32 protein-coding genes and 1 pseudogene are annotated in these 26,061 nt (G+C 39.1%); 13 read left to right on the top strand and 20 right to left on the bottom strand.

Annotated features, from left to right (window positions below; all coding sequences use genetic code 11):
- Positions 1-12 precede the first annotated feature (12 nt).
- Positions 13-1,080 carry an SDR family oxidoreductase gene (locus AC0VYV_RS18065; protein WP_475374064.1) on the bottom strand — a complete coding sequence of 356 codons (1,068 nt, stop codon included), beginning with the start codon at positions 1,078-1,080 and terminating at the stop codon, positions 13-15.
- Between the two features lie 411 nt (positions 1,081-1,491).
- Here AC0VYV_RS18065 and AC0VYV_RS18060 point away from each other — a divergent pair, with 411 nt between their 5' ends.
- Both AC0VYV_RS18060 and AC0VYV_RS18055 read left to right on the top strand, forming a co-directional pair.
- Positions 1,492-2,334 carry a tyrosine-type recombinase/integrase gene (locus AC0VYV_RS18060; RefSeq protein WP_475374063.1) on the top strand — a complete coding sequence of 281 codons (843 nt, stop codon included), beginning with the start codon at positions 1,492-1,494 and terminating at the stop codon, positions 2,332-2,334.
- A 183-nt stretch (positions 2,335-2,517) separates the two neighbouring features.
- The gene (locus AC0VYV_RS18055) at positions 2,518-2,961 is read left to right on the top strand and encodes a cell wall hydrolase (RefSeq protein WP_194218924.1); all 444 of its coding nucleotides are present in this window, start codon (positions 2,518-2,520) and stop codon (positions 2,959-2,961) included.
- A gap of 231 nt (positions 2,962-3,192) precedes the next feature.
- On the opposite strand, the gene AC0VYV_RS18050 is transcribed toward AC0VYV_RS18055, so the two are convergent.
- Positions 3,193-3,606: a DUF3021 domain-containing protein gene (locus AC0VYV_RS18050; RefSeq protein ID WP_475367916.1), complete on the bottom strand. Its 414-nt coding sequence runs from the start codon at positions 3,604-3,606 to the stop codon at positions 3,193-3,195.
- Positions 3,607-4,062: a LytTR family DNA-binding domain-containing protein gene (locus AC0VYV_RS18045; RefSeq protein ID WP_430241114.1), complete on the bottom strand. Its 456-nt coding sequence runs from the start codon at positions 4,060-4,062 to the stop codon at positions 3,607-3,609.
- A gap of 243 nt (positions 4,063-4,305) precedes the next feature.
- Here AC0VYV_RS18045 and AC0VYV_RS18040 point away from each other — a divergent pair, with 243 nt between their 5' ends.
- The 3 genes from AC0VYV_RS18040 (at position 4,306) to AC0VYV_RS18030 (ending at position 5,477) form a co-directional block, all read left to right on the top strand.
- Entirely contained in the window at positions 4,306-4,527 is a 222-nt protein-coding gene (locus tag AC0VYV_RS18040; protein ID WP_430241112.1) for a hypothetical protein, read from the top strand.
- A gap of 33 nt (positions 4,528-4,560) precedes the next feature.
- Positions 4,561-4,950 carry a hypothetical protein gene (locus tag AC0VYV_RS18035; RefSeq protein WP_475374062.1) on the top strand — a complete coding sequence of 130 codons (390 nt, stop codon included), beginning with the start codon at positions 4,561-4,563 and terminating at the stop codon, positions 4,948-4,950.
- Positions 4,951-5,162: 212 nt separating this feature from the next.
- Positions 5,163-5,477, top strand: a complete 315-nt coding sequence (locus tag AC0VYV_RS18030) for a TIGR04104 family putative zinc finger protein (protein ID WP_475374061.1) — start codon at positions 5,163-5,165, stop codon at positions 5,475-5,477.
- A 163-nt stretch (positions 5,478-5,640) separates the two neighbouring features.
- Here the strand turns inward: AC0VYV_RS18030 and AC0VYV_RS18025 are convergent, their stop codons facing one another.
- Complete coding sequence (locus tag AC0VYV_RS18025; RefSeq protein ID WP_194218936.1) at positions 5,641-5,802, bottom strand: DUF4021 domain-containing protein; 162 nt, start codon at positions 5,800-5,802, stop codon at positions 5,641-5,643.
- Between the two features lie 138 nt (positions 5,803-5,940).
- On the opposite strand from AC0VYV_RS18025, the gene AC0VYV_RS18020 reads away from it, so the two are divergent.
- Positions 5,941-6,108 carry a Fe3+ hydroxamate ABC transporter substrate-binding protein gene (locus tag AC0VYV_RS18020; protein ID WP_475367914.1) on the top strand — a complete coding sequence of 56 codons (168 nt, stop codon included), beginning with the start codon at positions 5,941-5,943 and terminating at the stop codon, positions 6,106-6,108.
- A gap of 59 nt (positions 6,109-6,167) precedes the next feature.
- Here AC0VYV_RS18020 and AC0VYV_RS18015 read toward each other — a convergent pair whose 3' ends face one another.
- The 5 genes and pseudogenes from AC0VYV_RS18015 to AC0VYV_RS17995 all read right to left on the bottom strand — a co-directional run bounded on the left by AC0VYV_RS18015 (position 6,168) and on the right by AC0VYV_RS17995 (position 9,988).
- Positions 6,168-7,265, bottom strand: coding sequence for a hypothetical protein (locus AC0VYV_RS18015; protein WP_475374060.1), 1,098 nt, complete (start codon positions 7,263-7,265; stop codon positions 6,168-6,170).
- A 245-nt stretch (positions 7,266-7,510) separates the two neighbouring features.
- Positions 7,511-7,707, bottom strand: a pseudogene (locus tag AC0VYV_RS18010) (c-type cytochrome); the annotation flags it as partial.
- A gap of 111 nt (positions 7,708-7,818) precedes the next feature.
- Positions 7,819-8,274, bottom strand: coding sequence for an NUDIX hydrolase (locus AC0VYV_RS18005; RefSeq protein ID WP_226615137.1), 456 nt, complete (start codon positions 8,272-8,274; stop codon positions 7,819-7,821).
- Positions 8,275-8,297: 23 nt separating this feature from the next.
- Complete coding sequence (locus AC0VYV_RS18000) at positions 8,298-9,104, bottom strand: ABC transporter permease subunit (RefSeq protein WP_303535458.1); 807 nt, start codon at positions 9,102-9,104, stop codon at positions 8,298-8,300.
- Positions 9,101-9,988, bottom strand: coding sequence for an ABC transporter ATP-binding protein (locus AC0VYV_RS17995; RefSeq protein ID WP_475365756.1), 888 nt, complete (start codon positions 9,986-9,988; stop codon positions 9,101-9,103). The genes AC0VYV_RS18000 and AC0VYV_RS17995 overlap by 4 nt, the downstream gene beginning before the upstream one ends.
- A gap of 147 nt (positions 9,989-10,135) precedes the next feature.
- On the opposite strand from AC0VYV_RS17995, the gene AC0VYV_RS17990 reads away from it, so the two are divergent.
- The 3 genes from AC0VYV_RS17990 to AC0VYV_RS17980 all read left to right on the top strand — a co-directional run bounded on the left by AC0VYV_RS17990 (position 10,136) and on the right by AC0VYV_RS17980 (position 11,723).
- Positions 10,136-10,747 carry a TetR/AcrR family transcriptional regulator gene (locus tag AC0VYV_RS17990; protein ID WP_475367912.1) on the top strand — a complete coding sequence of 204 codons (612 nt, stop codon included), beginning with the start codon at positions 10,136-10,138 and terminating at the stop codon, positions 10,745-10,747.
- Between the two features lie 116 nt (positions 10,748-10,863).
- Positions 10,864-10,983, top strand: a complete 120-nt coding sequence (locus AC0VYV_RS17985; RefSeq protein WP_370314259.1) for an FbpB family small basic protein — start codon at positions 10,864-10,866, stop codon at positions 10,981-10,983.
- Between the two features lie 98 nt (positions 10,984-11,081).
- Positions 11,082-11,723 (top strand): MOSC domain-containing protein, encoded by a 642-nt coding sequence (locus AC0VYV_RS17980; RefSeq protein ID WP_475374059.1) that lies wholly within the window; start codon positions 11,082-11,084, stop codon positions 11,721-11,723.
- Positions 11,724-11,877: 154 nt separating this feature from the next.
- On the opposite strand, the gene AC0VYV_RS17975 is transcribed toward AC0VYV_RS17980, so the two are convergent.
- Positions 11,878-12,150 (bottom strand): HU family DNA-binding protein, encoded by a 273-nt coding sequence (locus tag AC0VYV_RS17975; RefSeq protein WP_226615133.1) that lies wholly within the window; start codon positions 12,148-12,150, stop codon positions 11,878-11,880.
- Positions 12,151-12,285: 135 nt separating this feature from the next.
- A complete protein-coding gene (locus tag AC0VYV_RS17970) occupies positions 12,286-12,444 on the bottom strand; it encodes a Fur-regulated basic protein FbpA (RefSeq protein WP_194218945.1) in 159 nt (52 codons plus the stop codon).
- Between the two features lie 156 nt (positions 12,445-12,600).
- Between AC0VYV_RS17970 and AC0VYV_RS17965 the strand changes: the two genes are divergently transcribed.
- From AC0VYV_RS17965 to AC0VYV_RS17950, 4 genes are all read left to right on the top strand, one after another.
- Entirely contained in the window at positions 12,601-13,371 is a 771-nt protein-coding gene (locus AC0VYV_RS17965; protein WP_475372861.1) for a GNAT family N-acetyltransferase, read from the top strand.
- A 150-nt stretch (positions 13,372-13,521) separates the two neighbouring features.
- Positions 13,522-14,883 carry a PhoH family protein gene (locus AC0VYV_RS17960; protein WP_475374899.1) on the top strand — a complete coding sequence of 454 codons (1,362 nt, stop codon included), beginning with the start codon at positions 13,522-13,524 and terminating at the stop codon, positions 14,881-14,883.
- A gap of 114 nt (positions 14,884-14,997) precedes the next feature.
- Positions 14,998-16,002: a S8 family peptidase gene (locus tag AC0VYV_RS17955; protein WP_283153713.1), complete on the top strand. Its 1,005-nt coding sequence runs from the start codon at positions 14,998-15,000 to the stop codon at positions 16,000-16,002.
- A gap of 316 nt (positions 16,003-16,318) precedes the next feature.
- Positions 16,319-17,122, top strand: a complete 804-nt coding sequence (locus AC0VYV_RS17950) for a cupin domain-containing protein (protein WP_475365752.1) — start codon at positions 16,319-16,321, stop codon at positions 17,120-17,122.
- A gap of 151 nt (positions 17,123-17,273) precedes the next feature.
- Here the strand turns inward: AC0VYV_RS17950 and AC0VYV_RS17945 are convergent, their stop codons facing one another.
- The 9 genes from AC0VYV_RS17945 to AC0VYV_RS17905 form a co-directional block, all read right to left on the bottom strand.
- Positions 17,274-18,032, bottom strand: a complete 759-nt coding sequence (locus AC0VYV_RS17945) for a potassium channel family protein (RefSeq protein ID WP_475374058.1) — start codon at positions 18,030-18,032, stop codon at positions 17,274-17,276.
- 124 nt (positions 18,033-18,156) lie between these two features.
- Positions 18,157-19,023: an ATP-binding cassette domain-containing protein gene (locus tag AC0VYV_RS17940; RefSeq protein ID WP_475374057.1), complete on the bottom strand. Its 867-nt coding sequence runs from the start codon at positions 19,021-19,023 to the stop codon at positions 18,157-18,159.
- Between the two features lie 9 nt (positions 19,024-19,032).
- Positions 19,033-19,833 (bottom strand): hypothetical protein, encoded by an 801-nt coding sequence (locus tag AC0VYV_RS17935; protein WP_226615126.1) that lies wholly within the window; start codon positions 19,831-19,833, stop codon positions 19,033-19,035.
- Positions 19,814-20,380 carry an RNA polymerase sigma factor gene (locus tag AC0VYV_RS17930; protein WP_226615125.1) on the bottom strand — a complete coding sequence of 189 codons (567 nt, stop codon included), beginning with the start codon at positions 20,378-20,380 and terminating at the stop codon, positions 19,814-19,816. Before AC0VYV_RS17930 ends, AC0VYV_RS17935 begins: the two co-directional genes overlap by 20 nt.
- Positions 20,377-22,632 carry an ABC transporter permease gene (locus AC0VYV_RS17925; RefSeq protein ID WP_475374056.1) on the bottom strand — a complete coding sequence of 752 codons (2,256 nt, stop codon included), beginning with the start codon at positions 22,630-22,632 and terminating at the stop codon, positions 20,377-20,379. The genes AC0VYV_RS17930 and AC0VYV_RS17925 overlap by 4 nt, the downstream gene beginning before the upstream one ends.
- Positions 22,629-23,492: an ATP-binding cassette domain-containing protein gene (locus tag AC0VYV_RS17920; protein ID WP_475374054.1), complete on the bottom strand. Its 864-nt coding sequence runs from the start codon at positions 23,490-23,492 to the stop codon at positions 22,629-22,631. The genes AC0VYV_RS17925 and AC0VYV_RS17920 overlap by 4 nt, the downstream gene beginning before the upstream one ends.
- Positions 23,493-23,601: 109 nt before the next feature.
- The gene (gene trhA / locus AC0VYV_RS17915) at positions 23,602-24,246 is read right to left on the bottom strand and encodes a PAQR family membrane homeostasis protein TrhA (protein WP_475374898.1); all 645 of its coding nucleotides are present in this window, start codon (positions 24,244-24,246) and stop codon (positions 23,602-23,604) included.
- Between the two features lie 72 nt (positions 24,247-24,318).
- A complete protein-coding gene (locus tag AC0VYV_RS17910) occupies positions 24,319-24,498 on the bottom strand; it encodes a hypothetical protein (RefSeq protein WP_475365748.1) in 180 nt (59 codons plus the stop codon).
- Between the two features lie 73 nt (positions 24,499-24,571).
- Complete coding sequence (locus AC0VYV_RS17905; protein WP_430241084.1) at positions 24,572-26,053, bottom strand: FAD-dependent oxidoreductase; 1,482 nt, start codon at positions 26,051-26,053, stop codon at positions 24,572-24,574.
- Positions 26,054-26,061: the final 8 nt, after the last annotated feature.

Raw genomic sequence — 26,061 nt, 5'->3', positions numbered from 1 at the left:
ATCTTCATCCTTTTAATGCTTCGAAAAATCGGGAAGAATGGCTTCCTCCTGAAACTCATGAAATAGACGAGTAAACATTTCTACGCTGTCTACGAATTCATAGAATCCGAATTCCCTCAATTTCGTTGTAGCAGACATTACATCATAGTCACAGTTGAAAATGAAATCTCCGAAAGCCCATAAGGCAAGCTTGTCATAAGGAATGTCCTGAAGCTGATATTTCTGTTTCATTTGATCCCATAACTCCTGCTTATCGGCCATCATCTCAGAGAGTTGAATCGGCGGCTCAGCTCCGGTGGCTTCCATATCAAAGTAGTCAGCGATTGTTTTCCAAATGTGCTCCCAGCGGAAGAAATCCCCGTTCGTCACGTTGAAAATTTCAAATGCGCACGCTTCCTCCACCGCTGCCCACTCGACACATTTAGCGAGAAGGGTTGCATCCGTTACTTGAGCAAGATAGGGGAGTGCTTTTCCCGGAAAACGAAGTGGTAGACCAAGCTCCTTGGAGATCGAAGCGTACGCACCGATGACCATCGCAAGGTTCATAGGCTTTCCAACAGAAAAGCCGCAAACGACATCCGGGCGAAGAATGGTCCAGCTCCAGCTTTTCCCTTCCTGAGCGCGGCGCATATAGTCTTCCTGGTTAAAATAGAAGTTCGGCGGCATATGACGAGCATCCGTTTCCTTCGCCGGTGTTTTAATCGGCCCAAGATGCACGCCGTAGGCTTTTGCTCCCTGCATCAATATGAGACGATCCAGGTTGTCGGCGGTTTCTTCCACGGCATTTAATGTATTTTCAAACATCGTCTGGTTGACTTCCACTTGCTTCTGCGGATCAGATTCATAGTCCTGATAAGCCGCATAAATAAAATGGGTCACTTTTGAGAACGACTCCAATTTCTTTCGGACATTTTGAGCATTCATCATATCCGCTGATATGTAGGTGATGTCCGATTCATCTTCCGGAATATGACGGGATATGCCAATGACATTCCAGTCTTCTAGTTTACTCAAGTGTTTGGCAATATAGCTTCCGATGACTCCTGTGGCTCCGGCAACCAAAGCTGTTTTTTTCTGCATATTCTGTACCTCCAAGATTAGAAAAGAATATTTTACCAATGGATAGAATCTTCCCACGACTAACTCCTTTTAAACACCTTTTCCCAGGAATGCCTTGTGGAAGAATTCATCAAATGAGTGGATCGACGTCCTTAAATTTTTAATTGTTAAAACGAACAGGAAAAAAAAGAAGATGAATTTTCTCAAACAATTAAGGGACTTAAACTTCAAAAAGATCATTATCAACTATACGTAGGAACTGCTTTTAGTGGTGATACATCAAACAATACTATCTTTACAACTCCCAGAGAATTTGAAGTAAAGTAATTAAGCTAAGAATGCGATTGTTGAATAACTCTAGCATAAACTTCCCACTTCCTGGACATAATAAAATCAAGATTACTAGATTCGTAACTTGGGGGAGTGGATTGGATGTTGTTATCGCTTGTTTGGGAAAAGTATAATCTTGATAAGAAAATTGAAGGATATTCTCCATTAACGCTCAAGACTTACTATTTTCAGTACAATCAGCTCTTATGTCACTTTGGTAATGTTGATATGAATGTGATTACGACAAATCAGCTTAAATCATATTTATTGAAAATGGGGAGTCATTTAAAGCCTTCTAGCTTAGGGCATCGTATCCGGTGTATACGATCGTTGTTTAAATGGACTTATGATGAAGGGTTTATTCAGAAAAATCCAGCTGCTAAATTGAAAGAACCTAAGCTTGGTAAAAGGATACCAAAGTTTCTTACTGAAATAGAAATTGAACTCTTGAGAGAGGGTTGTCAGAACACGATGGAAAAAGCTTTGTTTGAATTCTTTTACTCAACTGGTTGTCGTATTGGTGAAGTTGTGAAGCTCAATCGTGAAGATATTAATTTCCATACAAATTCAGTCATTGTTCATGGAAAAGGGGACAAAGAAAGAGAAGTGTATTTTAACACACGCTGCTCAATCTGGTTGAAACGCTATCTTGATGAGCGTGGTGATCTTGATCCTTGCTTATTTATAACTGAGAGAAGGCCAAAAAGACGGATGAGTATTGACCTTATTCGCTATATCATTAAACGAATTTCTAGAAATGCAGGGCTAAAAAAAGAGATTCACCCTCATCAATTAAGACATAGCTACGCGACGCATATGATTAACAACGGTGCGCCTCTTGAGGTAATCCAAAGTTTGATGGGGCACGAGAAAAGCGAAACAACCAAATTGTACGCCCAGCTTAGTGGAAAATTAAGATACGATTTCTATACGAAGTATTTCTAAGAAGCTCATTTAAACGACCATACTTAGTATTGAGCTGACGGGCACACGTGCCATTATAATGATTCTTCAAGTCAGCAAGTTAATCTTAAAAGCACCTATTCATTTCTTTTTTTCTTCAGCAATATATAAATATAATGACATCAAACCAGCCTTCTTTCATACAATACTGTTGGGGTGGGAAAAATGCCAAGAGTGAAATACACAAGTAAAGACATCGACTTAATGGCAAGGATGATGAGAGCAGAAGCCGAGGGTGAAGGAAAGCAAGGCATGCTATATGTAGGGAATGTCATTGTGAATCGTGCAAAAGCGAATTGTTTAGATTTCCAAGATGTGAGAACTATTCCTCAAGTTATTTATCAAGTCCAGGGAGGGAATTATTCTTTTGAAGCAGTTCAAAAGGGTAATGTCTTCTACAACAGAGCAAGATCGGCTGAGAAAAGGTTAGCGAAAAAGAATTTGGATTATTGGAGAGAACACCCAGGGAAATATTCTCTATGGTATTTCAATCCATATGGTCCTTGTCCTCCTACATGGTACGGTCAGCCTTTCGCTGGTCAATATAAAAATCATTGTTATTATGAACCAGCACCTGGAACATGTGGCAGTGTCTATATTGGTGGGTGAGTCTTTTCTATTCAGAAATTAAGATATGAAAGCCTTCTTGAAAGCGGATGCTACTTGCATTCGCTTTTCATTTGTATTTTATCTAATTGAAAAAATAATTAAATGATATTTGAAGAAAGGACTGTAAATTCCTGTTATCATCAAATAAATTGATAAAAAATTAAACTCTCACCATATTAAGGCGAGAGTTTAGTTGATACTATTAAGATTTTATATAAAGAAAGTTCTCAATTATTTAATATGTTGAAGGTCATCATTTAATTTCTTTGATTCATGCTTGAAGTATAGATAGAAAGCTATCCACATCACGCTATAAAAAATGGTTGATATAATGAGGAATATAAGAATGTTTATTGCTCCACCTTCAATCCAACCGATTCCATACGCTAGGATAAAGTAAACGATTGTTACTGTGAAAAAATGTAAAGCCGTTTGCTGTGGAAGTTTTAGTGAACGAATTTCAAAGTATAGTGGTGTCACGGTAAATAGCCATCCACAGAAAATGGCACCTAAGGAGTTTGTCACAAAAAGGCTTGAATCAAGTGTCGTTTGTTCTCCGAAAAAGATCACAGCGTACGTCAGCAAAACAGCCAGGAATCCCCCGAAAAATAGTCCTATCATACTTCTAAATAGAAATGTTTTCATTTATTTGTTCCTCCTATTCATTTTTAGAACGTCTTTCAATTTTCCTACATAGTGTCTTGAAGCATATTCTTTTTTGCCAGAGTGGAAGTGTACAGCAAGTGTTCCGTTAAAAGATGGCTCAAAATGATTGATTTCGTGCAGATTAGCAATAACGGATTTGGAGAGGCGTATAAATGTACTAAATGGAAGACTCTCTTCTAGCTCATATAATTTCTCCTTCACTTTAAAAACACCTTCGGAAGTTGTCGCCATGACCTGATCCCCCTCTGAATGGAAGTAGTGCACATGATTTGGTTTTATAATGTGCTGCTGCTCGCCTTTTTTTCCTACAATGAACTCTGTTTTTTGTGTATTAAGATAATCGAGTATCTCTTTAATTGAATCATCCACTTCTTTGCAGTGAATCGTAACGCTAGTTTCTCGATACTTCCCGTCAACGTCGAGTGAAATTTTCACTTGTTCACGTCCTTCCTTTTGCGTCCTTCTTATGGTTAGTATAGATCTGGAAAAGGTGGATGTCATTAGAATGAAGGTAAGGGGTCATTACTTGCGGATCAGATGCATCTGGCGACGTTTCTCTTACGTTGCAATGACGGAGGTTGCTAAGAACAATTTAAGCTGCTAAAAGAAATGATTGCCAGTAAGATACTGTTTTGAAATAATTGGGAGTGAGGAAATAAAGTGCGGAGGTTAATCAAGATGGGACATATTGTAGCAGCGATTTATGTAACGTTAGGTTTTTTATTATTTTCGTTTGCTTATTTTGATGGGTTTTATGTGACTTGGTTTGATGAGCTTGGTATTAGCATTATTGTATTTGGTATCGCTTTGCACCTAGTTATTTTCATAAGAGAAGATGAAAAGAAGAGAACCTACCATCAGAAGCGAGAAAAGGAAGAAGAAGTTGATGAAGAATTTTAACCGTTTTATAGTTAACGAGCAAGGAGGAGATCGTTGAAAAGACCTATAGGTGTTTCACTCATAAGTTATTTCTATTTATTTGGAGCTGTTGTTTTACTAGTAACGTCAGTCTTTTATGATCCGAATGCGAATTCTATCGGAATGGCAGATCGAGTTGGATTACCGGATGCACCGGAAAGGTTAGTGAGAGTAGGTATCGCTTTTCTTTCTTTAGGGATGATTTATGGATATATGAGGTTGAAAAAGTGGGGATTCTGGATGATGATTACTTATTCCATTGTTTTCGGATTCATTAGTTCAATCCATGTTTCGAATCAATCTCAGCAACCCTTTTTCGGGAATATGCTTTTTTCAGTGGTTGTAATAGTTTATACCATATATGTTAGAAAAAATTTTCTGCAAACGTACGATCAGGGCGAGTAAGTTAAGGAACAATAAAAATGATGTGAATAAGCTAAATAGAGTGGGTGGAAATAACGGATCAACTTCAAGTACAAAACGAGTAATTAAGAGAGATTTTAAAAAAATAAAAGAAGTAGATTAGCAGATATTAATCTTATCTTGAGTAGTTCATTTTTAGCTGAAAAAGGGTAGATGATGCTATAAATGAATGTTAAAGAGAGAGGGTATGGTGCATGCCGAAATGTAAGAATTGTGGTTATCAATTTAAGTGGATAGAGATGACAAAGAATACAATTGGAATGAAGCAGTTTATTTCAGGGATAACATGTCCAAACTGTCAGGCACCTCATTATTCTCAATTAAGAAGATCTCGCTATATTCCTTTCTTTATTCTTTTTCATATTTATTTGATGTTCTTTCTTTTTTATAGCGAGAAATTCACAGTGTCTTTGTTTATTGGAGGTGTTGTCGTTTTCTTGCTATTATTGATCTTCCTCGTTCCATATATGATTACTTTGAAATATGGGAAACAACCGGATTTATATTGAATGCGTTTATAGGGTTGCAACATTAGCCTGTTTTTTGATGGAGGAGTTATAAAAATTGCTTGTGATGGGCCGATTTAAAGGTGAATAGAAACGGACATAAAGACACAATTCTTTTTAAAGAGAAAGGGCTCACCTTCTTATGTGATAAGGTGACCCCATCTAATCAGTTCTTCGCTTTTTTGTTCGCTCGATCTTCTTCCTCAGTTTCGAGCATGCCGTAATCACCATTCATCGCCTGTTCATCTAAATCCGCACCATATTCATTCGTAAATTTGTTTCTATTGTTTTGATTTATTTCGCTTTTGCTTGGTGTCTTTTTGTCCATGATATTCACCTCCACTGAATAGGTTGGCTAATCATGGAAAAAGTATACCTATTAAATGAGCCGGATAACCACTATTTCTGAAACATTTCACACACTTGTCCGTATGAAAGAAATAACCATTTTATGGAGGTGGTAGGAGTGTTCGGAGAAAAATCAACTTGTAGTATTTGTAAAAAAGAAATCAAAGGAAATGATGTTGTCTATGTTAAGATGCGATATCCTTCACATAAAGGTATGACGGAAATCAAAGCATTTCTGAAAAACGAAGGTACGTTCATTTGTGAGACTTGTTTTAAAAACAACTAAGATTAAAAAAAGCGCCTCGCCCTTATAGAAAAGGGTGAGGCGCTTTTGGGCGACATCCATTATTGATAATTAATGATCGCTGGATTTGGATCAAGTTGCAACACTTCGGATGGGGTTAGAACCGGTTTATCTTTGTTATAGAAAATTTTAAATCCGCCGTATTGAACAGGCTCATTTCGAACAAATTTACGGTAAAGCGACATTTTCGTTCCATAGTCGCCGTATCCGTCAAAGTTTAGAGCAACCTCTACGTTATCTGTTGGCTTGATTGCCTGTTTGTTCGTCACAGCGTGATCAGTGAACTGGTGGACGAGAACAATCTTATCAGGTAAATCATTATCTTCAACAAATTTAGATACATAGTCGACAACTTCCTGTACTTCTGAGCCATCCACACTACCTAGATCGATACCTGGTGTTTGACCTTCTTCTACATGGAACTCCGTATCAATAGCAACGTGAACGTAAGGAAGCTTAAGCCATTTTTCAAGAAGCTTCACTTGATGAAGAGCAGTGTCACGACCCAGCTGAACATCTAGCATTAAAATGGCATTATGTTTCTTAGCAAGCTCTGCGTATTCGTCAATATCCTCTTCTGAGGTCATGTGATAATATTTACCATTCGGTCCTGGATCGCGCTGAGCAATCGTTGTGATTAACTCAATTGTTGGAATCGCTGGGCGGTTTGGATCAGCATCGGAATAAGCTTGTGTTTGTTCTTTTAATTTCGTCATCAGGGCTTCAGGTTCCATCTCACCCAGAATGCCCATTTGAGTGGAGTTCGGTTGACCATAGTAAGCAACAAGGCGGTAATCTTTTAGAATACCATCCGTTTCATCAGTTGTGCCTTCCATTAACGTTTCGCCAACAGGTGTTTTTCTTGTGCGATCTTCACCGTGGGCTTCAACGACAGGCATTTTCGCTAATTCTTCTTCAGTCATGGTTTCCTCAAGCGGTTTAGCGTTCTCAGAAGGCTCCATGGCTTCGAAAGGTTGAGTGGTCTCTTCTTTTTGTTCCGTCTTGTCTTCGTTTTCTTTGCTTTCATCTTCATTCGTTGCTTGCTGATCAGTTTTTTCGTCAGTTTGCTCGTTTGTTGATGCGGTGTTCGAACAAGCGGCAACTAAAGCAACGAGAAGGAAAAGGAATAGCTTCCTCATGATGTTCACTTCCTTATGTAAGTTAATGAGATTCATAGTTTTGTCAAAACGACCCTCTCATTCTAACACATCCCGAGTAAAACCGAACGAATAGACGGGTAATAAGGTAAAATGAGGTAATCAGTACTATATTTCATTTCAAAAGCGATCGTCTACAAAGAAAAGCTGCCGTCCTTTTAAAGAGATGGCAGCTTTAAAGTAATATTGGCAGGTGAAACAATTTTACATGTAGAGGTTCATTCAGTTTAGTCAATGGAACGCACGTACTCAGCGATTGCGGCAACTTCGCCTTCTTCGAATTGAGGTTTTTTTCATATTCATGGCGTTCAATAGCGTCGTCGATGGTTTCAGCACTTCCATCGTGTAAATAAGGCGCTGTTGCAAAGACGCCAAGTAGCGTTGGAACATCAAACTGAGAAGGTGTTCTAGTATAAGGAAACCTTCATTTTATGTAAACCCTTTATTATCAATTGATTGAAAAGTCAGTGCTGTTTTGGAAAATGCGTTGAAATGCCAAAAAGCAGTGGAACGAGTTCCACTGCTTTTTGGGTATTTACTGTGTTTTATTTCTAATATAATCTCGTATCATTCGTCTGTGGCTTCCAACCATCAGCTCTGGAAGATGGTCTGAAGAGAAGTATCCTAAAGCTATACTTTCTTCAGTGTGGGTGAGATCTCCAGCATACTCGTTTGTAACATAAGCCGTTGTGACAGAGTAGAATTCATCACCGTTATCTGCTTTCGTGAAAAATTCTTCACCAGAATAGAGTTTAAAAAGAGTGAGCTTTTGGATTGTTAAACCCGTTTCTTCAAAAGACTCTCTTACGGCTGTTTCTTCCGTTGATTCTCCTGGTTCCATCAATCCACCAGGTAACCCCCAGCGTTTTTGTTTTTCGTTACGCTGTTGGAGTAGAATTTCTCCATTTTCGTTTAAGATTATTGCGACGGCCCCGACTAAGATCAGTGGCCGATGACCAACAACGTCACGCAATTCCTTCACATAATTCATGCCTATCGCTCCTTTTCATCCTATTATAAAGGAAGATCTCTTTTCGCGAAGATCATGATGGCAAGGGCATAAAGGACGGTACCTAGTAAGAAAAGGAACGTCATTGATGGCCAGATTTCAACAGAACCTCTGGCAATCTCAACTGGCCGAAATGTTGAAAAGAGAGAGAGATTCACCATCCAATCGAGTTTATCGCTCATTTTCCCGATTAAATCCATTCCATAGAAGACGATGGTGAGTAATCCAGAAAGTCCAAGTGCCTGTCGCTCATCATTTAATAAGGAAGAGAATAGAAACGAGTAGGCTGAAATGACGTAGAACAAAAGAATACCGACGAGATTAACCTTCATAAACGTCATGGCTTCAAACGGCTTATCATCAATTAATATTTCTGTTCCAATGACTCCTGCAAGAGCAGTTGTTAATCCGATTATAAGAAGTCCGGTGAGCAGCACAAGAGCTTGAGTGAACGCAATTTTCTTTCGTGAGTTTGGTGTTGCTAGAATATAAGCCATTGAGCCTCGTTCAATGTGACGAGCCATTAGCTGTGAAGCTGTCATTAAGCAAAAAATCGATAAAATGACTATATACAGTAATCCATAATATTCCCCTGCAATAAAGTCACTTACATGCTGAAATCCACCTTCCATTCCAAATGCAGCTAGAAAGCTTTCGGGCATAGACTCCATTAATTCATTCAAACCAGGTGCATCTGCAATCGAAGGGTAGATGCCGATGATAAGAAGCAGGTAAAGTGCAGAGCCAATTGCATAGCTAGAGATGGACTTGGCATGGACTTTTAGCATCCTAGCATAGAGTGTCATATTCATGATTTCTCTGCCTCCCTGTCGTAATAAGTAAGAAAGACTTCTTCAAGGTTTTGTTCATGAATATCAATGTTCCGAATCTGATAATCTCCTAAAGCAGTAATAAATTGATTGTAGTCACCTTGAACCGCTATTTCTGCGCGGTTATCTATGACTGATATGACCTCGAGGTTACTTTCTTTGATACGCTTTGCTTCTGCTTCAGTAGCAAACGTAACATCAAAAAGACGACGCTGCTTTTGCTGCAGATCATGAATATTCTCGACGACAACAATTTTTCCATCTTTAATGATCGCAGCTCTGTCACACGTTCGTTCAATTTCGGAGAAGCTATGAGAAGACATTAGGAATGTAGTGCCTTTCTCTTTCTGCTCCATTACAATTTCAATGAAAATTCGCTGCATGAGCGGGTCAAGACCAGAGGTTGGTTCGTCTAATATAATAACTTCAGGTTCATGCATAAAAGCAGCTACGATCCCCACTTTTTGTTTCATTCCTTTGGACATTTTACGAATAGGAGTTTTTACATCGAATTGAAGTCTATCAATTAGCTGATCACGGTATGTGGTGTTTTTTAGATCTCTCATTCCGCCAACTAATTGAAGGAAACCGATGCCATCCATTCCATCTAGAAAGGCTATTTCACCAGGGAGGTATCCGATCTTCCTCTGGATTTTGGCAGCATCTTTCCACGTATTCACTCCATCTATCGTAGCCGTGCCTTTTGAAGGCTTCATGAATCCCATTAAGTGACGTATCGTTGTCGATTTACCAGCACCGTTTGGGCCGAGAAATCCAAATACTTCGCCTCTAGGAATAGAGAACGTAACATCGAAAATTCCTTTTCCGTTTGGAAATTGCTTTGTTAACCCGTTTAATTCGATCATTGAGGTGCCCCCTCGGCTGATTTTTGAACTATATTATATTATATATTTCATTTTTATCATAAATGACTCTATAATAATAAGCAATATTTATTGAACTCATATTTAATATAAAGTTCAATAAGTGATATACTAATAATGGTGATGAGAATGAATGGATTTGAATTACGTAAACAACAGAAGCGCAAAGATATAGTGGCGTCAGCTTTTACGTTATTTAACGAAGAAGGTATAAAAAAGGTAAAGATTAGTGACATTGCTCGTTTTGCTAATGTCTCTCAGGTCACGATTTATAATCATTTTACGAGTAAGGAAGAGCTTGTAAGAGCGGTGCTAAAAGACTATATGAACAATCAATTTAAAGCTTTTAAAGAGGTAGTTCAGCAGGAGCATTCTTTCGCTGAAGTGATTGAATTGATTATTTTTGAAAAGCATAAGGCAGTCCAAAGCCTTAATCCATCGCTTCTAGCAGAAATGTTAACGACAGATGAAGAGCTGAAGGATTACGTGGATTATTTTTATCGGACACAGACACTTCCGTTATTTGTGCAACTCTTAGAAAAGGCACGTGAACGAGGAGAAATTAATGCTTCGCTTTCGATGGAGTCGATTATGCTATATCTCAATGCCTTAAAGACAGAGGTGCAGCGCATTCCAGCCGAAACATGGTCAGAGCGAAAGGACTTTCTCGACGATGTTCTTCAACTATTCTTTTATGGTTTAAGTGGTGGTCCAGTTTCAAGTAGGAATGAATCTGAATAATCATTCATAAACTGAAATGTGTGTAAATTTTCACAAAATTTTAATAGTTTGTTAATTTATCTAACACACACCTGTTGTATAATGAAACCATACAGAGGGAAAGTTGGTGAATTTTGTTGAAAAAGCTGAAAAAGTTAACCTTTAAACAGCTCGTTGATCAAAATAAAGCAGAACTTCTTAAAAATGAAAAAGAATTAGCTGAAATAGAAAAACGTATTGATAATAGACACGTTTAATTCAAAGGAAACAGTCGTCAATCGGCTGTTTTTTTGCATGAATTAGAATCATATTTGTTGCTTCTCCCTGTGCTAAACTATAGAAAGGAGGCGGTCGGATGGCGAAATTAGTAAGTTTGAATGTAGGGAAACCTATTGAAACGCCCTACAAAGGGAAGTTGATCTCTACAGGCATATACAAACAACCAGTGAGTGAATCAGTTTATGTATCTAAATTACAAGTAGAAGGAGATGGGCAAGCGGATCTTGTTCATCACGGAGGATCAGAGAAAGCCATTTGTGTTTATCCCTTGGAGCATTATGCCTATTGGGAAGAACGTTTAAGATGTGAACTGAAGGCTGGTGCATTTGGTGAGAATTTTACAGTAGTTGGAATGGATGAGACAGAAGCTCGTATCGGTGATATTTATCGAATTGGTGAGATTCAAGTACAGGTTAGCTTACCGAGGCAGCCATGCTTTAAACTCGCGAAGAAGATTGAAGTTGATAACATGCACTTATTTGTGATGGAAAATGGATACAGTGGTTATTATCTCCGAGTGTTAGAAGAAGGTGAAGTTAAAGCCGGGGATGAAATAACCCTTGAGAGTCGTCCAGATCATGATGTAGCTGTTGCTTTAGTCAATCGCGTTACGTACAATGATCGAAAAGATCGCGCTGGGCTCGAAAAGGTATTACTTGCAAAAGAACTGAATGAAAACTGGTATAACAAGCTAAGTAAACAGTTGAGCGCGCTTTAAGTTGCGCGCCATTATTTTTTAGCCATTCTATAATAAAAGACGATCAGCATAATAATCGTAACGAAAGTAACGGTGTATTTAACAATCTGCATCAGTTCCATTGATTTCTCCTCAAATAAAAGCTGGAACCGAGTGGATCCAGCTTATCTGTAAGTTAAACAACTTTTTCTTTTAATGCTTTCCCAGGTTTAAAAGCAGGTGTCTTTGAAGCTTGAATGAGAATTTCTTCACCAGTTTGCGGGTTGCGTCCTTTTCGGGCAGAACGTTCCCTTACTTCAAAATTACCAAATCCTACAAGCTGCACTTTTTCCCCTTTCGCAAGTGCCTCAGCAATCGTATCCATTAACGTGTCTACCACTCTTGCAGTATCTTTCTTTGACATTTCCGATCTTTCCGCAACTGTCGTTAGAAGTTCCGCTTTATTCACTAAGTTTCATCCTTTCTAAATTTGCTAGTTTCAATGCTATGGCACTATTTTCGCCAGTACATCAGTGATTTATACATCGTGAATAAAAGAATATAAAAAAGAGACTCTTAACGAATCTCCAGTGATTATAGGATATTAATAGTTGGATAGTTGTTTGTACTCTTTTTGAAGGTCCGTCAGTGTACATTGATACAGATGGTGGTCAGCGGTGGAATAGGCTCCTGCCTCAATAAGCTTCGAAATGTAGTAATTTCTACGTTGCTCTAGTGCTTTTCTGAGCTGATTGGTTTCCATGAGCACATCCTCCTTAACGATTTTTTATTCCCAGTATGTCCTGGGGCTATGCATTTTAATCAAAATTAGATGTGACAGATTGGACAAAGGACATGTAGGATTCTTAGAGCGCCTTATACATAATTGAAGCTTTTTATAGAAATGAGATGATGAGCAATGAATGAGGAGCAAATTATTTGTGCAATTGAAGCCATTCAATGGGATTACGAAGAAGCTCTTGTACCTGAATCTATTCACTATATTCAAAAAGATGACCTAGTGATGATCAAAAATGATAAATCAGCAAGCGTCTATGCGAATAAGGTTGTTCGCTTCAGTCGAACTCTTAACGAGGTTGAAGAAGCGATAGCGTATTTTCAGAACAGTCCCTTCTCCTGGTGGATCCAAACAAGTTCTGAGTCTAGTGAACTCGAAAAAAAGCTTATTAAATTGGGGATGAACCACGCAGATACATACGTTGGTTTAGCAAAGGAACTAACAGAAGAAATTCCGTCATCATCAGAATATATCCATAAGGAAGTGACAACGAAAGAAGACGTTCTTGGGCATGTAGAGACCGCAGGGAAGGTTTGGGGTTATGACAATCAGGCGATGCAAGCTGCTATTAATGAAAGAGCTTCTTATCTTCAGTTCGCTGAGCGAAGAGGAGGCTATACGCTCTTACTAGACGGAAAGTATCCAATCGGTTATTCAAATTATCGCTATAGTAAGGATGGGAAAGCTCTTTATTTAAATGGAGCAGCGGTTCTGCCTGAATATAGAGGGAAAGGGATTTACAAAAACATGCTGAAGGCACGTTTATATAAAGCGAGTCAAAGAGGATGCGAGATAGCGGTGACGCAAGCGAGAGTCGGTACTTCTGAACCTATTCTACGAAAGCTGGGGTTTAGGGAGTATGCGGAGTATAAGCAATATATCCGAGAATAGAAGCGCAAACAGTAGCCAACCTTTTGTGAAGATGCTGTAAATCTCATTGTGTTTCTGTAAAAAGGTAGGATTGCGAAGAGAGAATCTGGAATACTCAACGTGAAGAATTAATCCTTCGCCTTCTTAAACTTCCGTTAAAAAGGAGCTGTTCTGTTGTTGAAAACCTTTGTTCTAGACACCAATATTCTTTTGCATGATGTTCATTCCCTATTTCGATTTGGTGACAATCACGTTGTGGTTCCAGCGATTGTGATTGAAGAAATCGATTCTAAGAAGCGGTTGATGAATGAGGTAGGTCGTAATGCACGAGAATTTAGCAGAATGTACAAAAAACTGCGAGATAAAAACAAAGGCAAGCTCGATGAACCGATTCCATTTGAATCTGGAGGAACATTTCGAATTGAGTTAAATCATCGCTCTTTTGATAAACTACGAAATGAGTTTAGTGAAGATTCCAATGATAACCGCATTATTGCAGTATCGATTAACTTAAGCACGGATGATATAGGAGATGTCGTTCTTGTTTCAAATGATATGTTAATGATCGCGAAAGCAGATGCCTTAAAAAAATCACTTGAGTTACCATCTTTTTTTCCTGAACTATATGAAAATGATCGTCTTATTGAGCACGTCGATCGTCTTCATAGAGGCTATCATGAAATTCTAGTGCCTCCTGAAATCATTGACTCTCTTTATAAGAGCGGCGAACTCTCTATGAATATTCTGCGTGAGTATATGAACACAGAAGTTTATAGTCAAGATTTTATCCTTTTAAAAGATATTTTTGGAAGTAGTCATTCTGGGATTGGAAGAGTATTAATTCGAAATCAGAAAGTAGTAATTCAAGGCCTAAACCGAGAAAGTGAACATATTTGGGGAATCCTCCCAAAAAACGTGCAGCAGCGTATGTTAATGGAACTGTTGATGGATAAAAGTGTTTCACTTGTTTGTGCAACTGGAAAGGCGGGAACGGGGAAAACGCTTCTTGAACTTGTTGCAGGACTTAGTCAGACGGAAGACGAGCAGCATTATCAAAAGCTACTTGTTTCAAAGCCCGTGGTACCAGTTGGAAATGATATCGGCTTTTTACCTGGTGAGAAAGAAGAGAAGCTTAGACCCTGGATTCAACCAATCTATGATAATCTAGAATTTTTATTTGATGCCAGTAATGAAGAAGAGTTAACAAACATTTTAACTGGCTTGAGGACGCTAAAAGTCGAAGCGTTAACGTACATAAGAGGGAGGAGCATCCCTCATCAATTTGTGATTATTGATGAAGCTCAAAACTTATCTCCACATGAAGTGAAAACGATTTTAACAAGAGTAGGCGAGGGAACGAAGATTGTTCTAATTGCGGACCCCGAACAGATTGATCATCCTTACCTCGATTCAGTGAACAATGGTTTAACGTATGCTGTTGAACGGCTAAAGCAGGAAGATGAGGTAGGAATTGTCCACTTAACGAGTACAGAGCGAAGTAAGCTTGCTGAAATAGCTGCTCGACTTCTTTAAGTAGTACGAAGGGATGATATCCTCAAAAAATAAAATGGGAAATTAGACCATATGGAACTAGACAAACCGATCTTTTCTATCAGATAATTCAGTTAAAAGAGAGGGGCGCTAAACATGAGTGATGTTAGATTAATACCATTCGAGGTTAATGCAGTCGTTCAAGAAGCAGGAATTCTTCCAGATGGGATTGAAATGATTCAAGCACCAGCGGTATGGGAAGAATCTGAAAAAGGAAAAGGACGAATCATTGCGGTAGTAGACACAGGTTGTCAAATTGATCATCCTGATCTTCAATCACGTATTATTGGAGGTAAGAACTTTACGCAAGATTTCGGTGGAGATGCAGATCGTTATGATGATAATAATGGTCACGGTACGCATGTCGCCGGAACGATTGCAGCAACGAACGGAGAAAAAGGGGTTCAAGGTGTTGCCCCAGATTCAAAGCTCTTGATCGTTAAAGTACTGAATGAAGCAGGAAGTGGTTCATATCAATCTATCATTAATGGGATTCGGTATGCCATCGATTGGAAGGGGACAGAAGGTGAACGGGTAAATGTGATCTCGATGTCGCTCGGTGGACCATCTGATGTACCAGAACTTCACGATGTTATTAAAGATGCCGTGAATCAAAATATTTCAGTTGTGTGCGCCGCTGGTAATGAAGGAGACGATAGAGAAGACACATCTGAATTTGCTTATCCAGGTGCCTATAATGAAGTAATTGAAGTAGGAGCGGCCTCTTTCCAACGCACGCTCGCTCCATTTTCCAATACGAATAATGAGATTGACTTAATTGCACCAGGTGTAGATATTCTTTCAACTTATCCTGGTAGTGAATATGCTGTTCTTTCTGGAACCTCAATGGCTGCTCCGCACGTATCAGGGGCACTGGCACTTCTCATGAATGTTTCTGAGAAGGAATTTAAGCGCACGCTTAGTGAAGCTGAAATTTATTCACAGCTTATCAAGAGAACCGTGCCTATCGGTTGTACAAAGCAAGCTGAAGGAAATGGCCTTCTCGCTTTAAATTTTATGAATCAGCTCGAATCGCTCTTTAATATTTATACAACCGCGTGGGATCAAACTGAAGTGAAATCAGAAAAAGTAACGAAATAACTTCACAAGTAAAGTGAAATCAATATTATCATTTACATCACAAATCGTAGTGCGAATTAAGATTCGCACTACGATTTGTGTGTTATATAAATATGTTGGTGCATGATATTTCCAATCTAAGGTGGTGAATCAGGTTCAAAAGAAGTGGACTTGAGAAAAAGTATGTAAAAGGATTCACTATGCAACAAAGCATTCATTTTTGATGTGAGCTAGGAGGATCTTCATAAGGTTAATGATATTTTCCTAGTTCTTATTAGGTACACACCCATGATAGATGCATAGGATAATTTATACATTGTGAAGGGATTGAGAAACTATGTACTATGATCCTTCTGTGCATCCTTATCATCACTATCAACGTCCGCCAACTTATAACGAGGAGAGACAGCCTGGTTACGAACCTTTGCCTCAATTGACAAAGCAAGGTCTTGCATCTCCATCTTCTAACAATGCTGGAAGTAGGGAATTCAAAGATTATGGACCGAAACCATTTGTCGCTAATATTAATGAAGCAACGAAGCAAAACGATACCTTTCGCACAGCTTTATGGACAGGTGAACATTTACAATTAACGTTAATGAGTATCGATGTTGGTGAAGACATTGGTTTGGAAATGCACCCGAACCTTGACCAATTTTTGCGAATTGAACAAGGGCAGGGAAAGGTGCAAATGGGGAAACGTAAAGATTCTTTGAATTATGAACGAGAGGTTTATGATGATTATGCTGTATTTATACCCGCTGGCACATGGCACAATCTCACAAATACTGGAGATGTTCCGATTAAGCTTTACTCGATCTATGCTCCACCTAATCATCCTTTTGGAACGGTTCATGAGACAAAAGAAGATGCTATAGCGGCGGAAGAAGGCGAGCGTAATCGAAACTCAGCTGTGTTTGGCAAAACGCCAGATGAATGGGTGAAATACACGGAATTCTTAGTAAATGAAGGGTTGGAAGATGTCGAAAGAGGTATAAATGCAACACACATTCTTCAAGAGTTTATTCTAATGGGAGTGCTGGTTGGAAAGGGTTACTCTCCTGAAAAAGCCTATGAAATAGTGGAAGATTGGGAGCGAACTGGACAGTCCAAACTTCTTCAACAAAGTAAGAACATGTAGAAAATAGCTTAAGAAAATGAACAAGATGCTCTACGGTCGTAGATTGATCAGGGTTCGAATTGTTTAACAGAAATTTTTCACCCCAGAAGAGCTTAAAAAGGATTAGCTCTTCTGAGGTGAAACCATATTTGTGCTAATTGGAAGTTTAACTTCAAAAGGAGTCATCACTTTCTTTCGTGTTTTGTGGGTCATCCGTTCTATTTGCTTCTTGTATCTTTATTTTTTCAAGTTGTTCGATCATATGCTTGTAGTCTAGCTGGCTAATATTAGGGTAATGATTGATTTTTCTTTTAATGTCATCTAACTCAGTAGGGAGTTTATTTCGACTGTTATTTGAAAACATAGCCGCAACGGTTCCTGTAATAACACCGATCGTTCCAATTCCGACCATCATTAATACCGCAGCAACCAGTTTGCCTGCAGCTGTTTCAGGATAGAGGTCTCCATACCCCACCGTAGTAGTAGTCACAACTGCCCACCAGAGGGCATCACCATATGTCTCAAATTCTGGTTCAATCCATTTCATCGAAAGCGCTGAAATGAAGAGGAGTGAGATAACATAGACAAACGCACGATCAATTTTATATTTGGTTAGAAAGAGTTCAAAAACAGACGTGCGGTGATTAATAAGTGCGACTAATCGAATCACCCGTATAAAGCGGACGAGTCTTGCGGTCCGAAACAATTGATCGAGCGGAATAATAGCAATCAAATCCAGCGGATGTTGTTTGATAAAAGTCCATTTGTGATCACTTAAAAAAAGCCGCGTCGCATAATCAAGTAAGAATAAAATCCAAATAAAAAAATCGAGCGCTGCGCCTTCGGGATCGGGTAAATCAATGACGAGTGAAAAAATAAGGAGAAGGGCGAGCACAAATTCATAAATCAATCCTAGAGACTGCTTTTGCAATGGATCACCTTCTTTTGTCTATTTATCACTATTTCGCTATCAAGAAGAATCTCCCTGCAAAAAAAGAAGTCCTCCATAAATTGGGGGACTGAAGTTAAGCTTTTTTGATAAAAGCAAAAGAACTTTAGATTGGGATGATGTCTCCATCCCATGATTTCTTGCGAATGAAGTAGGCATCTTCAATGGTTGTTTCCGCTTCACGAAAATGATCGAAGGGTTTTGTGATATCAATGTATTTAATCAAGTACTGTTTATTTAATCGTTTCATGTGAATAATCCGCTCCTGCTCTAGTTGAGCGATTTCGTTAAGAAGGATTTTCCCTTCCCACACACGTAAAGGAAGCTCTCTTTTCCAAAGAGAAATGGACCCATGAAAAAGAATTTCCCCTTCATGAAGCCATATTAAATCGTCAGCAATATCTTCCCATTCATTTAACTCATGTGTCGCGATAAGAACAAGCCTTTTTTCGGCATATCTTGATAGAAGGGAGACGACGTTCTTTCGTTCACGACTATCGAGGTAGTTTAACGGTTCATCAAGTAGCAAAATAGGAGGACAGTCAAGAATGGCTTGTGCAATACCAACACGCTGTTTCACTCCTTGAGAGAGAGCTTTAATTTTCTTCCTTTTACATGTTTGAATATGTAGGGCTTCCATCGTTTGATCAACGGCATCCTGGTGAAGGACCCCTTTTAATTCACACATATACCTAAGGAACCTCTTCATTCTCATTTCTTCATATAATTCGATACCTGTTGGAAGAAAGCCGATATTCTTACGAATAAAGGGGAGGGAGGTATCAACTGTTCTCCCACCATATTCAATGGTGCCTCTATGTGGTCTTATTGCTGTTGCTAGAAGTTGTAGTAAGGTAGATTTACCAGCGCCGTTCTTACCAACTAGAATGGTGATTCCGGAACCAAGTGTTAGTTCGGGAATAGCAAGTGAGAATTGTTTTCGAGTATATTTGATGTTTTGTAGTTGAATCATACCCTAATCTCACAAATATTGAAGATGCAAACTCTTCCGATACGATAAGAAGAGCATGGCAACTCCAAGTCCAAGGATAATAAGGTAGGAGACAACAAAGAGTAAGTCTTGTTGAAGTGCTTCACCAGATAGTTCGAAAACAGTATAAGGTAATACAAGAAAAGTAAGCGCCCATCCAGCAAGTGAGGCGATAAATCCGGCAATTACCCCTTTATGGAACATGACAAAGGCAAGCAAACCTGTCAGAAAGAGAAGCGGCGCGAACCAATGCAAAAGAAACGTAGCGGGGTTAACCATCGTATTATCTTTCACAATATATAAGGTAGATAACAGGGCCAAACCAATGTTTACGACTAAGACAACAAGCAATTTACTTAAGAGAAGAAGTGCTGGAGGAAAAGGTGTAATCGATTCGACCATCCGCATTTCTTTGTTCCAGGTTTTATAACTATAAAGCACACCAAATAATAGATAAATGGGAACAACGATAGGAAATAAACTGTCTGATTCCATGCTTCCAGCCGAAATCATCGTTAACATTGCAAAAATCAATACGCTAATCAGCCAGTAAGCCCAGTGATAAGAACGGAATTGATTAAGGCATTGCTTTGTTAGTGACGGTTTTGCAGGCTCAGGTTTTTCATCGAAATCAAATTCGATTTGAGAAGGTTTAAGTTCATCGAAAGGATCCTGTAACGAAAGAAGCAGCTTCTGTGTATCCTCTGAACGGGGTGACGTTGCCAGATATGACTTGATCGGCTGCTCTAGATCTTCTTCTAACTTTTCTAATTCAAGATCGATGTCTTGCATGGCTAACTTCCTCCTTTCGTTCTATTGAAGCTTTTAGTTTCTTCAAGGCATGAAATAAGTTCGACTTTACTGTACCGAGTGGAAGTTCCAAAGCTTCTGCAATTTCTTGATACTTTAATTCCTGGTAAAACCGTAAATACACAATTTCTCTTTGCGTCTCAGAAAGCGTATCGAGCTGCTTGAGAAACTCCACGCGTGATTCTTGCCTTTCAAATAGTTCCACTACTGATGGTTCTCGGTCAGCTTGATCTGGAATGAAGTCGAGAATTTGCTTTTCTGACCTAAATCCCGCGCTTTTCCAATAATCTCGGCATTGATTTGTGGCCACCTGGTAAAGCCAGGGCTTGATCTTTTCTGGGGTTTTCTTTGTTTTTAGTTGTTTAATTAATTTCAGGAAGGTTTCTTGAACAACATCTTCGGCCTTTCTTCTATCACGTAACATCCGTTCTAGATAACCAAGAAGCGGAGCATGATAACGATGAACAAGGGCTTCGAAAGCAGCCTGATTTCCACGTGCCATAGCGACTACTAGTTCCTCATCTGTCATGAACCATCCTCCTTTCTAGTCTGATGACCTTGCATCACTTCATCCCATATTTTCTGCCATTCTTCGTAAGGAATGAGAGTAGAAGGTTCTCGAAACAAGGTGAAATCTGCTGCGAATCCCGGGTCTACCCAGCGTTCGCTATATATTCGATCTAGGACTTCTTTCACTTGCTTACTATCTCCAACAGCAATGGCTTCGTTGATCATTGTGAAAATCTGGTTAGCTTTGATTTCTTCCTCACTGTAGTCTTCCAGTGGGATATCATCTTGAATCTTGATAACAAGGTCGCGGATTTGACTGGCCTTTTTTTTATTTCCATTTTCTAATTCATAAATGTACGTATAAGCACTTTGGATGGCACTTGTTACTAGCTCGCCGTCCTCATACCCATAAATCTCAGTACCATCATGGAATAAACTCACTTGAAAGAGCAATTTCATAAGATAAGTTTCATCCATTTGATAGAAAGTGGATTCGCTTAGGATATAGTTTTGATCAATAAAACCTTGTTGTCTCACGTAATTGGCCCAGCGAATATTCTCTACAGGAACGATAAAAAAATGACGCATAGGCTCTATTTTTTTCGTTAAATAGTGGTTGGTGTATAGAAGGCGTTTGTCCAATTCCTTCATGAGCTCAACAGCACGATCACGATTGTAACTGTCCGTTACGATTGACATTGGATAATAAGTAGAATCAACTTCAGTCAGATCTCCAGCATAAAGGTCTAATTTAGAAGTTTTCCCTTGAAGTTTATAGGTTCCAACATTTGTTTTAAGTTCATCGATTGTGCCATATAAGGGTAGTGCCATACTTGAAACTTCAACATTAAAAGTGGCTCTATTCGAAATCCCAATATTCGTTTGTGATTCTCCGTTCATGTCATATAAATATTGATGCCCTGGCAATGGATACCAGGCTGTTTGAGAAGGCATAATCATTTGATCATTTCCAACATGGCCCGGATAGTATTCCTGACCATTATTAGATGCCCATAGTTTGTATGGTCCTTCATATTGAATACGAATAACAGGTTCTTTCATATTTTCAGGTAAAGTAACGGTCAGAAAATCATTCTCTTGAGTAAATGGAATTGGATGTTGATCAATCGTGACTTGGTTAACTGAAAATGTCTGATTCAATGTGAATTTCATGAACTCCTTTGTTTGAAATTCTGCTGATGGTAGAGTGAGAGATGCATCAATGAAAAGTGATTGATCTTCATGCTGAATGGATAAGTCAAATTGTTTTATTTCAAAACGTTCTGGTTGATAGAGCTCTTCTTCCTCTTTCATAAGAGTATTAGGAGAAGAAAGGGAAGGGAAAGACATGTAACTAGCTTGACCGTTTTGTTCGTCTGTTATCAATGGAGATTCTTGTTTAATCTTACTAAATTCATCAGTTCGCTCCTTCCAGAAAGAAGCATATGGAAGATACGAAATCACGACAATTCCTATACTGATCATGAGTGCAACCTTCCACAGCCACGTATATGGATGAGGTCTGCGTTTATTGAGAATGAAAATGATGAGTACCAGGAGAAAGGAAGAAACCGTTAAAACAAAAATGCGCTGTAACTGTAGTTCTTCTTTCACTAATTCAATTCCCCAGGTGCCATTAACAAGAACAGAATCGACAAATAAGTAGGTTAGATGGAACGCTTTAAGATAAAAGTGTCCGCCTTGATCAATAATGAAAATTTCCATGAATAGCGTACCAAACATCCAGGCGCAGAAGGCGATTAAGTAAACAAAGCGATTTTTAATAAGTACCGATAAAAGCATGCCAAGAGTTAAACTAATAAAGAACGCTACTTCGTATTGAGTCCCATAGAAACGCAGAATTGTGAACGTTTCTTCCACCGGAATGTTATCTCTCATAGCAAAGATAAAGTAGGTTCCACTCATTAGGACCGTATATATCGTCATATAGATGAGCGCGGACATCAATTTTGCTGATATGAATACGAAATTGGACACGGGAAATGATTGGTGCCACTCAAATGATTCATTCCCAACGTCTCGTCGTATTAAATAAACGCCAATCAGAATACTTAAGCCAATAACGAGAATGAATATAAGAGAGTGCGTTGTTTCATAGGTTGTTCTGTAGAGGTTGCCATGTCCTCCTTCTTGATCTGCACTCATGCTAAAAAGTAACCAGATCAAATATAAGAAAGGAAGAGGTGCGAAAAACCAGTTTTTATACAAAAAAGAAAATTCAAGCTTAAACTGGATAAGCCATTTTCTCATAGTCCATCACGCCCAATCAGTGCCATGTACCCTTCTTCAAGGGTAGGATCCACGGCTTCGGCAAATTCAAATGGTGCTACTGGAGATATTGCTCGACACCTTAATCCTGTTGCTTTTCGTTTTGTAAGTGTCATTTGTAATCCATTTAATTGGTCCCAGTTATTATCAAAGAGGTCGAACTCCCAAACAAGTCCATTCCCCTTACGTTGAAGCTCATCTGGTGTGCCTTGAAAAAGAATGCGCCCTTTATTTAGAACGATCAGCGTATCACAGCTTCCTTCAATGTCTTCTACAATATGCGTAGAAAGAATGACGGTTTTTCGGCTAGAAACATCAGCTAGTAAGTTGCGAAAGCGTAAGCGTTCTTCAGGATCAAGTCCAGCAGAAGGTTCGTCGAATATCATCACAGCGGGTTCTCCATAAAGCGCCTGGGCAATGCCGAGACGTTGCTGCATTCCATTTGAGAACGTCTTAATTTTTTGATTCTGTTGCTTTTCTAAATTAAGGGCATGAAGCAATCGTTTTTTTTCTCGCTCATGATCATAATGGTGGTCTCGTTTCAACTTCCCAACATAGTCCAAAAACTGAGATGCAGTAAGCTGCGGATACAGCTTGAAATGTTGAGGGAGGTAACCGATTTCTTTCCGAACACTTGAAGCTTCTCGGTTAAGTGAATAACCTTTAAGATAGATTTCTCCGGAAGAAGGCTTTGAGACCGCAGCTAGCATTCTCATAAATGTTGTTTTTCCAGCACCATTTGGACCAATAAGCCCTACCATGCCTCCTTCGATGGAAAAAGTGAGGTTATGTAGAATCTTCTCTTTTTTGAACTGTTTAGTTAGATGAGATACTTCAATCAAAATCGTTCATCCTTTTACTAGTATTCTATGGCTAAGACGATTATAGTCGATAAAAGGTTTTGTTATGGAAAACAAAAATCCTCTGCACGATGCGTGCAGAGGATTGGTTTTAAAGAGGTAATACATAGAAGAGAACACAGAAGAAATGAGCAAGTGTTCCAGCTACCACGAAAAGATGCCAAACTGCATGATGGTATTTAAAAGCTCTCCAGACATAGAATACCGCTCCAATTGTGTAGAGAACACCCCCAACAATGAGAAGCATCATTCCGTTTGGAGCCAAGTTCTGCGTGAGTGGATTCCAGGCAAGAACGATCAGCCAGCCCATTAAAACGTAGAGAATGGTTGAGACAAATAGAAACTTTTTTACAAAATAAGCTTTAAATACTGTTCCAATAATCGCGAGTCCCCACACGATGCCAAATAGTGTCCAACCTAGCCAACCTTCAATTACAATAAACAAGAAGGGGGTGTAAGTACCAGCGATAAAGAAATAGATAGAAGAGTGATCAAGTATTTCGAAAAAGTCTTTCGCTTTCCCAGGTGGAAAGATGTGAACGAGTGTAGAGGCCGTATAAAGCATCAGCATCGTTGTACCGAAAAGTGTAAAACTTACAATATGCCAGGCAGTTCCATAGAGAGACGCAAACACAATTAAGATGACTAGAGCGGCAACGCTTATGATAGCTCCAATTCCGTGAGTAATATAATTTGCTCGCTCCTCGCCAACTGTAAACGTATGAGTTGTCATGATTCGCATCATTCCTTTAGATCAATTACTAGAAGTATACTACATGATTTCCCGAACGTCATTTCTGATCGAACCTTATTTTTTAAGATTACGTAGTTTTTCTGCTTCTTTTAAGAGATGGTAAGTGTAAAAATCTTTTTCTTCTACTTGTTCTGTGGCAGCTGCCATAACGAGAAACTCTTCCGCAATTTCTTCTCGCATTGAAGTAAGTAACTTTTCACTGTCAGTAGTAACTAAATTATTCTTTTGATCCACGGTTGGTTCGCTCCTTCAACATTAAATGATAGTCTCATTGTGCCTTAAGGAAGCGATTTTATTCTAAAATGACTTATTTTATTTTCACCATTTCCTTAGTGATAGAGCGATAGACATGATATCCACTAGTAGAAACCCCAATAGTACCTGCTCCAGGGAAAACGCTGTCGCCACAAAGCCACAATCCCTTGAGACCAGTACGGTGAGAAAGACTGTTGAACAAACTAAATTCATTCGTTTGTGGGAAACCTCCAACCATGCCTTTAGGTCTTTTCGTAAATCTTTCCCATGCTCGTGGTGCACCTGTCATTTGTAATTCGATTCCACTTCTTACATTAGGTATCACTCTTTCAATACCTGTGAGCATTTTCTCAGTTAGCTCCTTTTTATATTGATCGTATTTCTCTTTCGTATCCCAATGGTGAAGCTCTGTATGTGTACTGACTGTTAATGTGCGAAAGCCCTCTGGCGCACGAAAGAGATCATTGGATTTTGAAAGTGACAAGAAGAGGTGATTTCCTTCGGTCATTTTTCCATTATCCGAAAAGACTTGACTAAAGAGGGACGTATATTCAGGGATGATTTTTTCATCTAAAGCAAGATACATCGTAAAAGCTCCCCACTGAGTCATTTGACTTCGTTTTCTTAACTTAGTGGGGAGTTGTTCTTGAAGTGGTTCTGGAAGAAGTGGAACAAAGCCCTGTACAGGTAAGTTATTAATAAGGTGATCAGCTCTCCAACTCTCCCCTTTTTGATCGACAGCTACCCAACGGTTGTTTTCACGCCGAATCGATTGAATTTGCTTTCTCTGGTAAGTTCGACCACCGTTCTGTTCAATATATTGCTGTAGTGTTTCAGCGATGCGATACAATCCACCTTCAGAGTAATATGCCCCTTCGTGATAAATATCGAGAGCAAGAGCACCCATAAGTGCTGAGCACTCTTCACTAGTTGTTTGCATGCTATCAATTAATTGTCCATCAATAAAATGGTGAAAGTCTAGTGCATCATTAAGATTATGTTTTTTCAGAAGATCTCCCATTGTTTTCCGAAGGTAGGGAACCAGTCCGGGAGTTCCTGGTTTGAGAGATAGTAGAAGCCCTTTCCATTCTGATAGGGTGACTGGAGGTACAACAGGGAGAGGTCCAATTAACTTACGTACTTCGGCTCCAATTTTCCATATTTCTCGATAGAAAGAAACAATTTGTTTGGAGTGTTCTGGAAACTGGGTAGCGCATTCTGATAAATGGCGATTTCGATCTGTATAATAAGGCATGACGCGATTGCCATCGTATATTCTCATAATTTCATCCAACGAAAAAACAGGGAAGGACAAACCGAGTTCTTGGAAAATGCGATAGTGTAATCCACCTTCTTCGAACCCCATCCCCATCGTCGCTCCAACAGGGAAGAGAAAATGCCCTCGTGTAAATTTTCCTGCTGATCCACCCCATTCATTCGATGCTTCAAGTATTGTTACGTTGTAGCCTTCTTTCGTCAGTAATGCTCCAGCAGTCAGTCCGCCAATGCCACCACCAATAACAACAATATCCATAATGATCC

The sequence above is a fragment of the Anaerobacillus sp. QJM3NY_17 genome, assembly GCF_056173665.1.
The sequence above is the reverse complement of the archived record's forward strand: the minus strand, read 5'-3'. Positions and strand labels throughout refer to the sequence as shown.

Bases quoted from the DNA above. Each gene is read 5' to 3' on its own strand.
- AC0VYV_RS18000 (WP_303535458.1), bottom strand. From the start codon at position 9,104: ATGAATATGACACTCTATGCTAGGATGCTAAAAGTCCATGCCAAGTCC.
- AC0VYV_RS18040 (WP_430241112.1), top strand. From the start codon at position 4,306: ATGGGACATATTGTAGCAGCGATTTATGTAACGTTAGGTTTTTTATTA.
- AC0VYV_RS17925 (WP_475374056.1), bottom strand. From the start codon at position 22,632: ATGAGAAAATGGCTTATCCAGTTTAAGCTTGAATTTTCTTTTTTGTAT.
- AC0VYV_RS18060 (WP_475374063.1), top strand. From the start codon at position 1,492: ATGTTGTTATCGCTTGTTTGGGAAAAGTATAATCTTGATAAGAAAATT.
- AC0VYV_RS18025 (WP_194218936.1), bottom strand. From the start codon at position 5,802: ATGGACAAAAAGACACCAAGCAAAAGCGAAATAAATCAAAACAATAGA.
- AC0VYV_RS17930 (WP_226615125.1), bottom strand. From the start codon at position 20,380: ATGACAGATGAGGAACTAGTAGTCGCTATGGCACGTGGAAATCAGGCT.
- AC0VYV_RS17950 (WP_475365752.1), top strand. From the start codon at position 16,319: ATGTACTATGATCCTTCTGTGCATCCTTATCATCACTATCAACGTCCG.
- AC0VYV_RS18005 (WP_226615137.1), bottom strand. From the start codon at position 8,274: ATGAATTATGTGAAGGAATTGCGTGACGTTGTTGGTCATCGGCCACTG.
- AC0VYV_RS18050 (WP_475367916.1), bottom strand. From the start codon at position 3,606: ATGAAAACATTTCTATTTAGAAGTATGATAGGACTATTTTTCGGGGGA.
- AC0VYV_RS17970 (WP_194218945.1), bottom strand. From the start codon at position 12,444: ATGGAAACCAATCAGCTCAGAAAAGCACTAGAGCAACGTAGAAATTAC.
- AC0VYV_RS17980 (WP_475374059.1), top strand. From the start codon at position 11,082: ATGGCGAAATTAGTAAGTTTGAATGTAGGGAAACCTATTGAAACGCCC.
- AC0VYV_RS17995 (WP_475365756.1), bottom strand. From the start codon at position 9,988: ATGATCGAATTAAACGGGTTAACAAAGCAATTTCCAAACGGAAAAGGA.
- AC0VYV_RS18030 (WP_475374061.1), top strand. From the start codon at position 5,163: ATGCCGAAATGTAAGAATTGTGGTTATCAATTTAAGTGGATAGAGATG.
- AC0VYV_RS18015 (WP_475374060.1), bottom strand. From the start codon at position 7,265: ATGAGGAAGCTATTCCTTTTCCTTCTCGTTGCTTTAGTTGCCGCTTGT.
- AC0VYV_RS18055 (WP_194218924.1), top strand. From the start codon at position 2,518: ATGCCAAGAGTGAAATACACAAGTAAAGACATCGACTTAATGGCAAGG.
- AC0VYV_RS17955 (WP_283153713.1), top strand. From the start codon at position 14,998: ATGAGTGATGTTAGATTAATACCATTCGAGGTTAATGCAGTCGTTCAA.
- AC0VYV_RS17905 (WP_430241084.1), bottom strand. From the start codon at position 26,053: ATGGATATTGTTGTTATTGGTGGTGGCATTGGCGGACTGACTGCTGGA.
- AC0VYV_RS18065 (WP_475374064.1), bottom strand. From the start codon at position 1,080: ATGCAGAAAAAAACAGCTTTGGTTGCCGGAGCCACAGGAGTCATCGGA.
- AC0VYV_RS17935 (WP_226615126.1), bottom strand. From the start codon at position 19,833: ATGCAAGACATCGATCTTGAATTAGAAAAGTTAGAAGAAGATCTAGAG.
- AC0VYV_RS17940 (WP_475374057.1), bottom strand. From the start codon at position 19,023: ATGATTCAACTACAAAACATCAAATATACTCGAAAACAATTCTCACTT.
- AC0VYV_RS17990 (WP_475367912.1), top strand. From the start codon at position 10,136: ATGAATGGATTTGAATTACGTAAACAACAGAAGCGCAAAGATATAGTG.
- AC0VYV_RS17965 (WP_475372861.1), top strand. From the start codon at position 12,601: ATGAATGAGGAGCAAATTATTTGTGCAATTGAAGCCATTCAATGGGAT.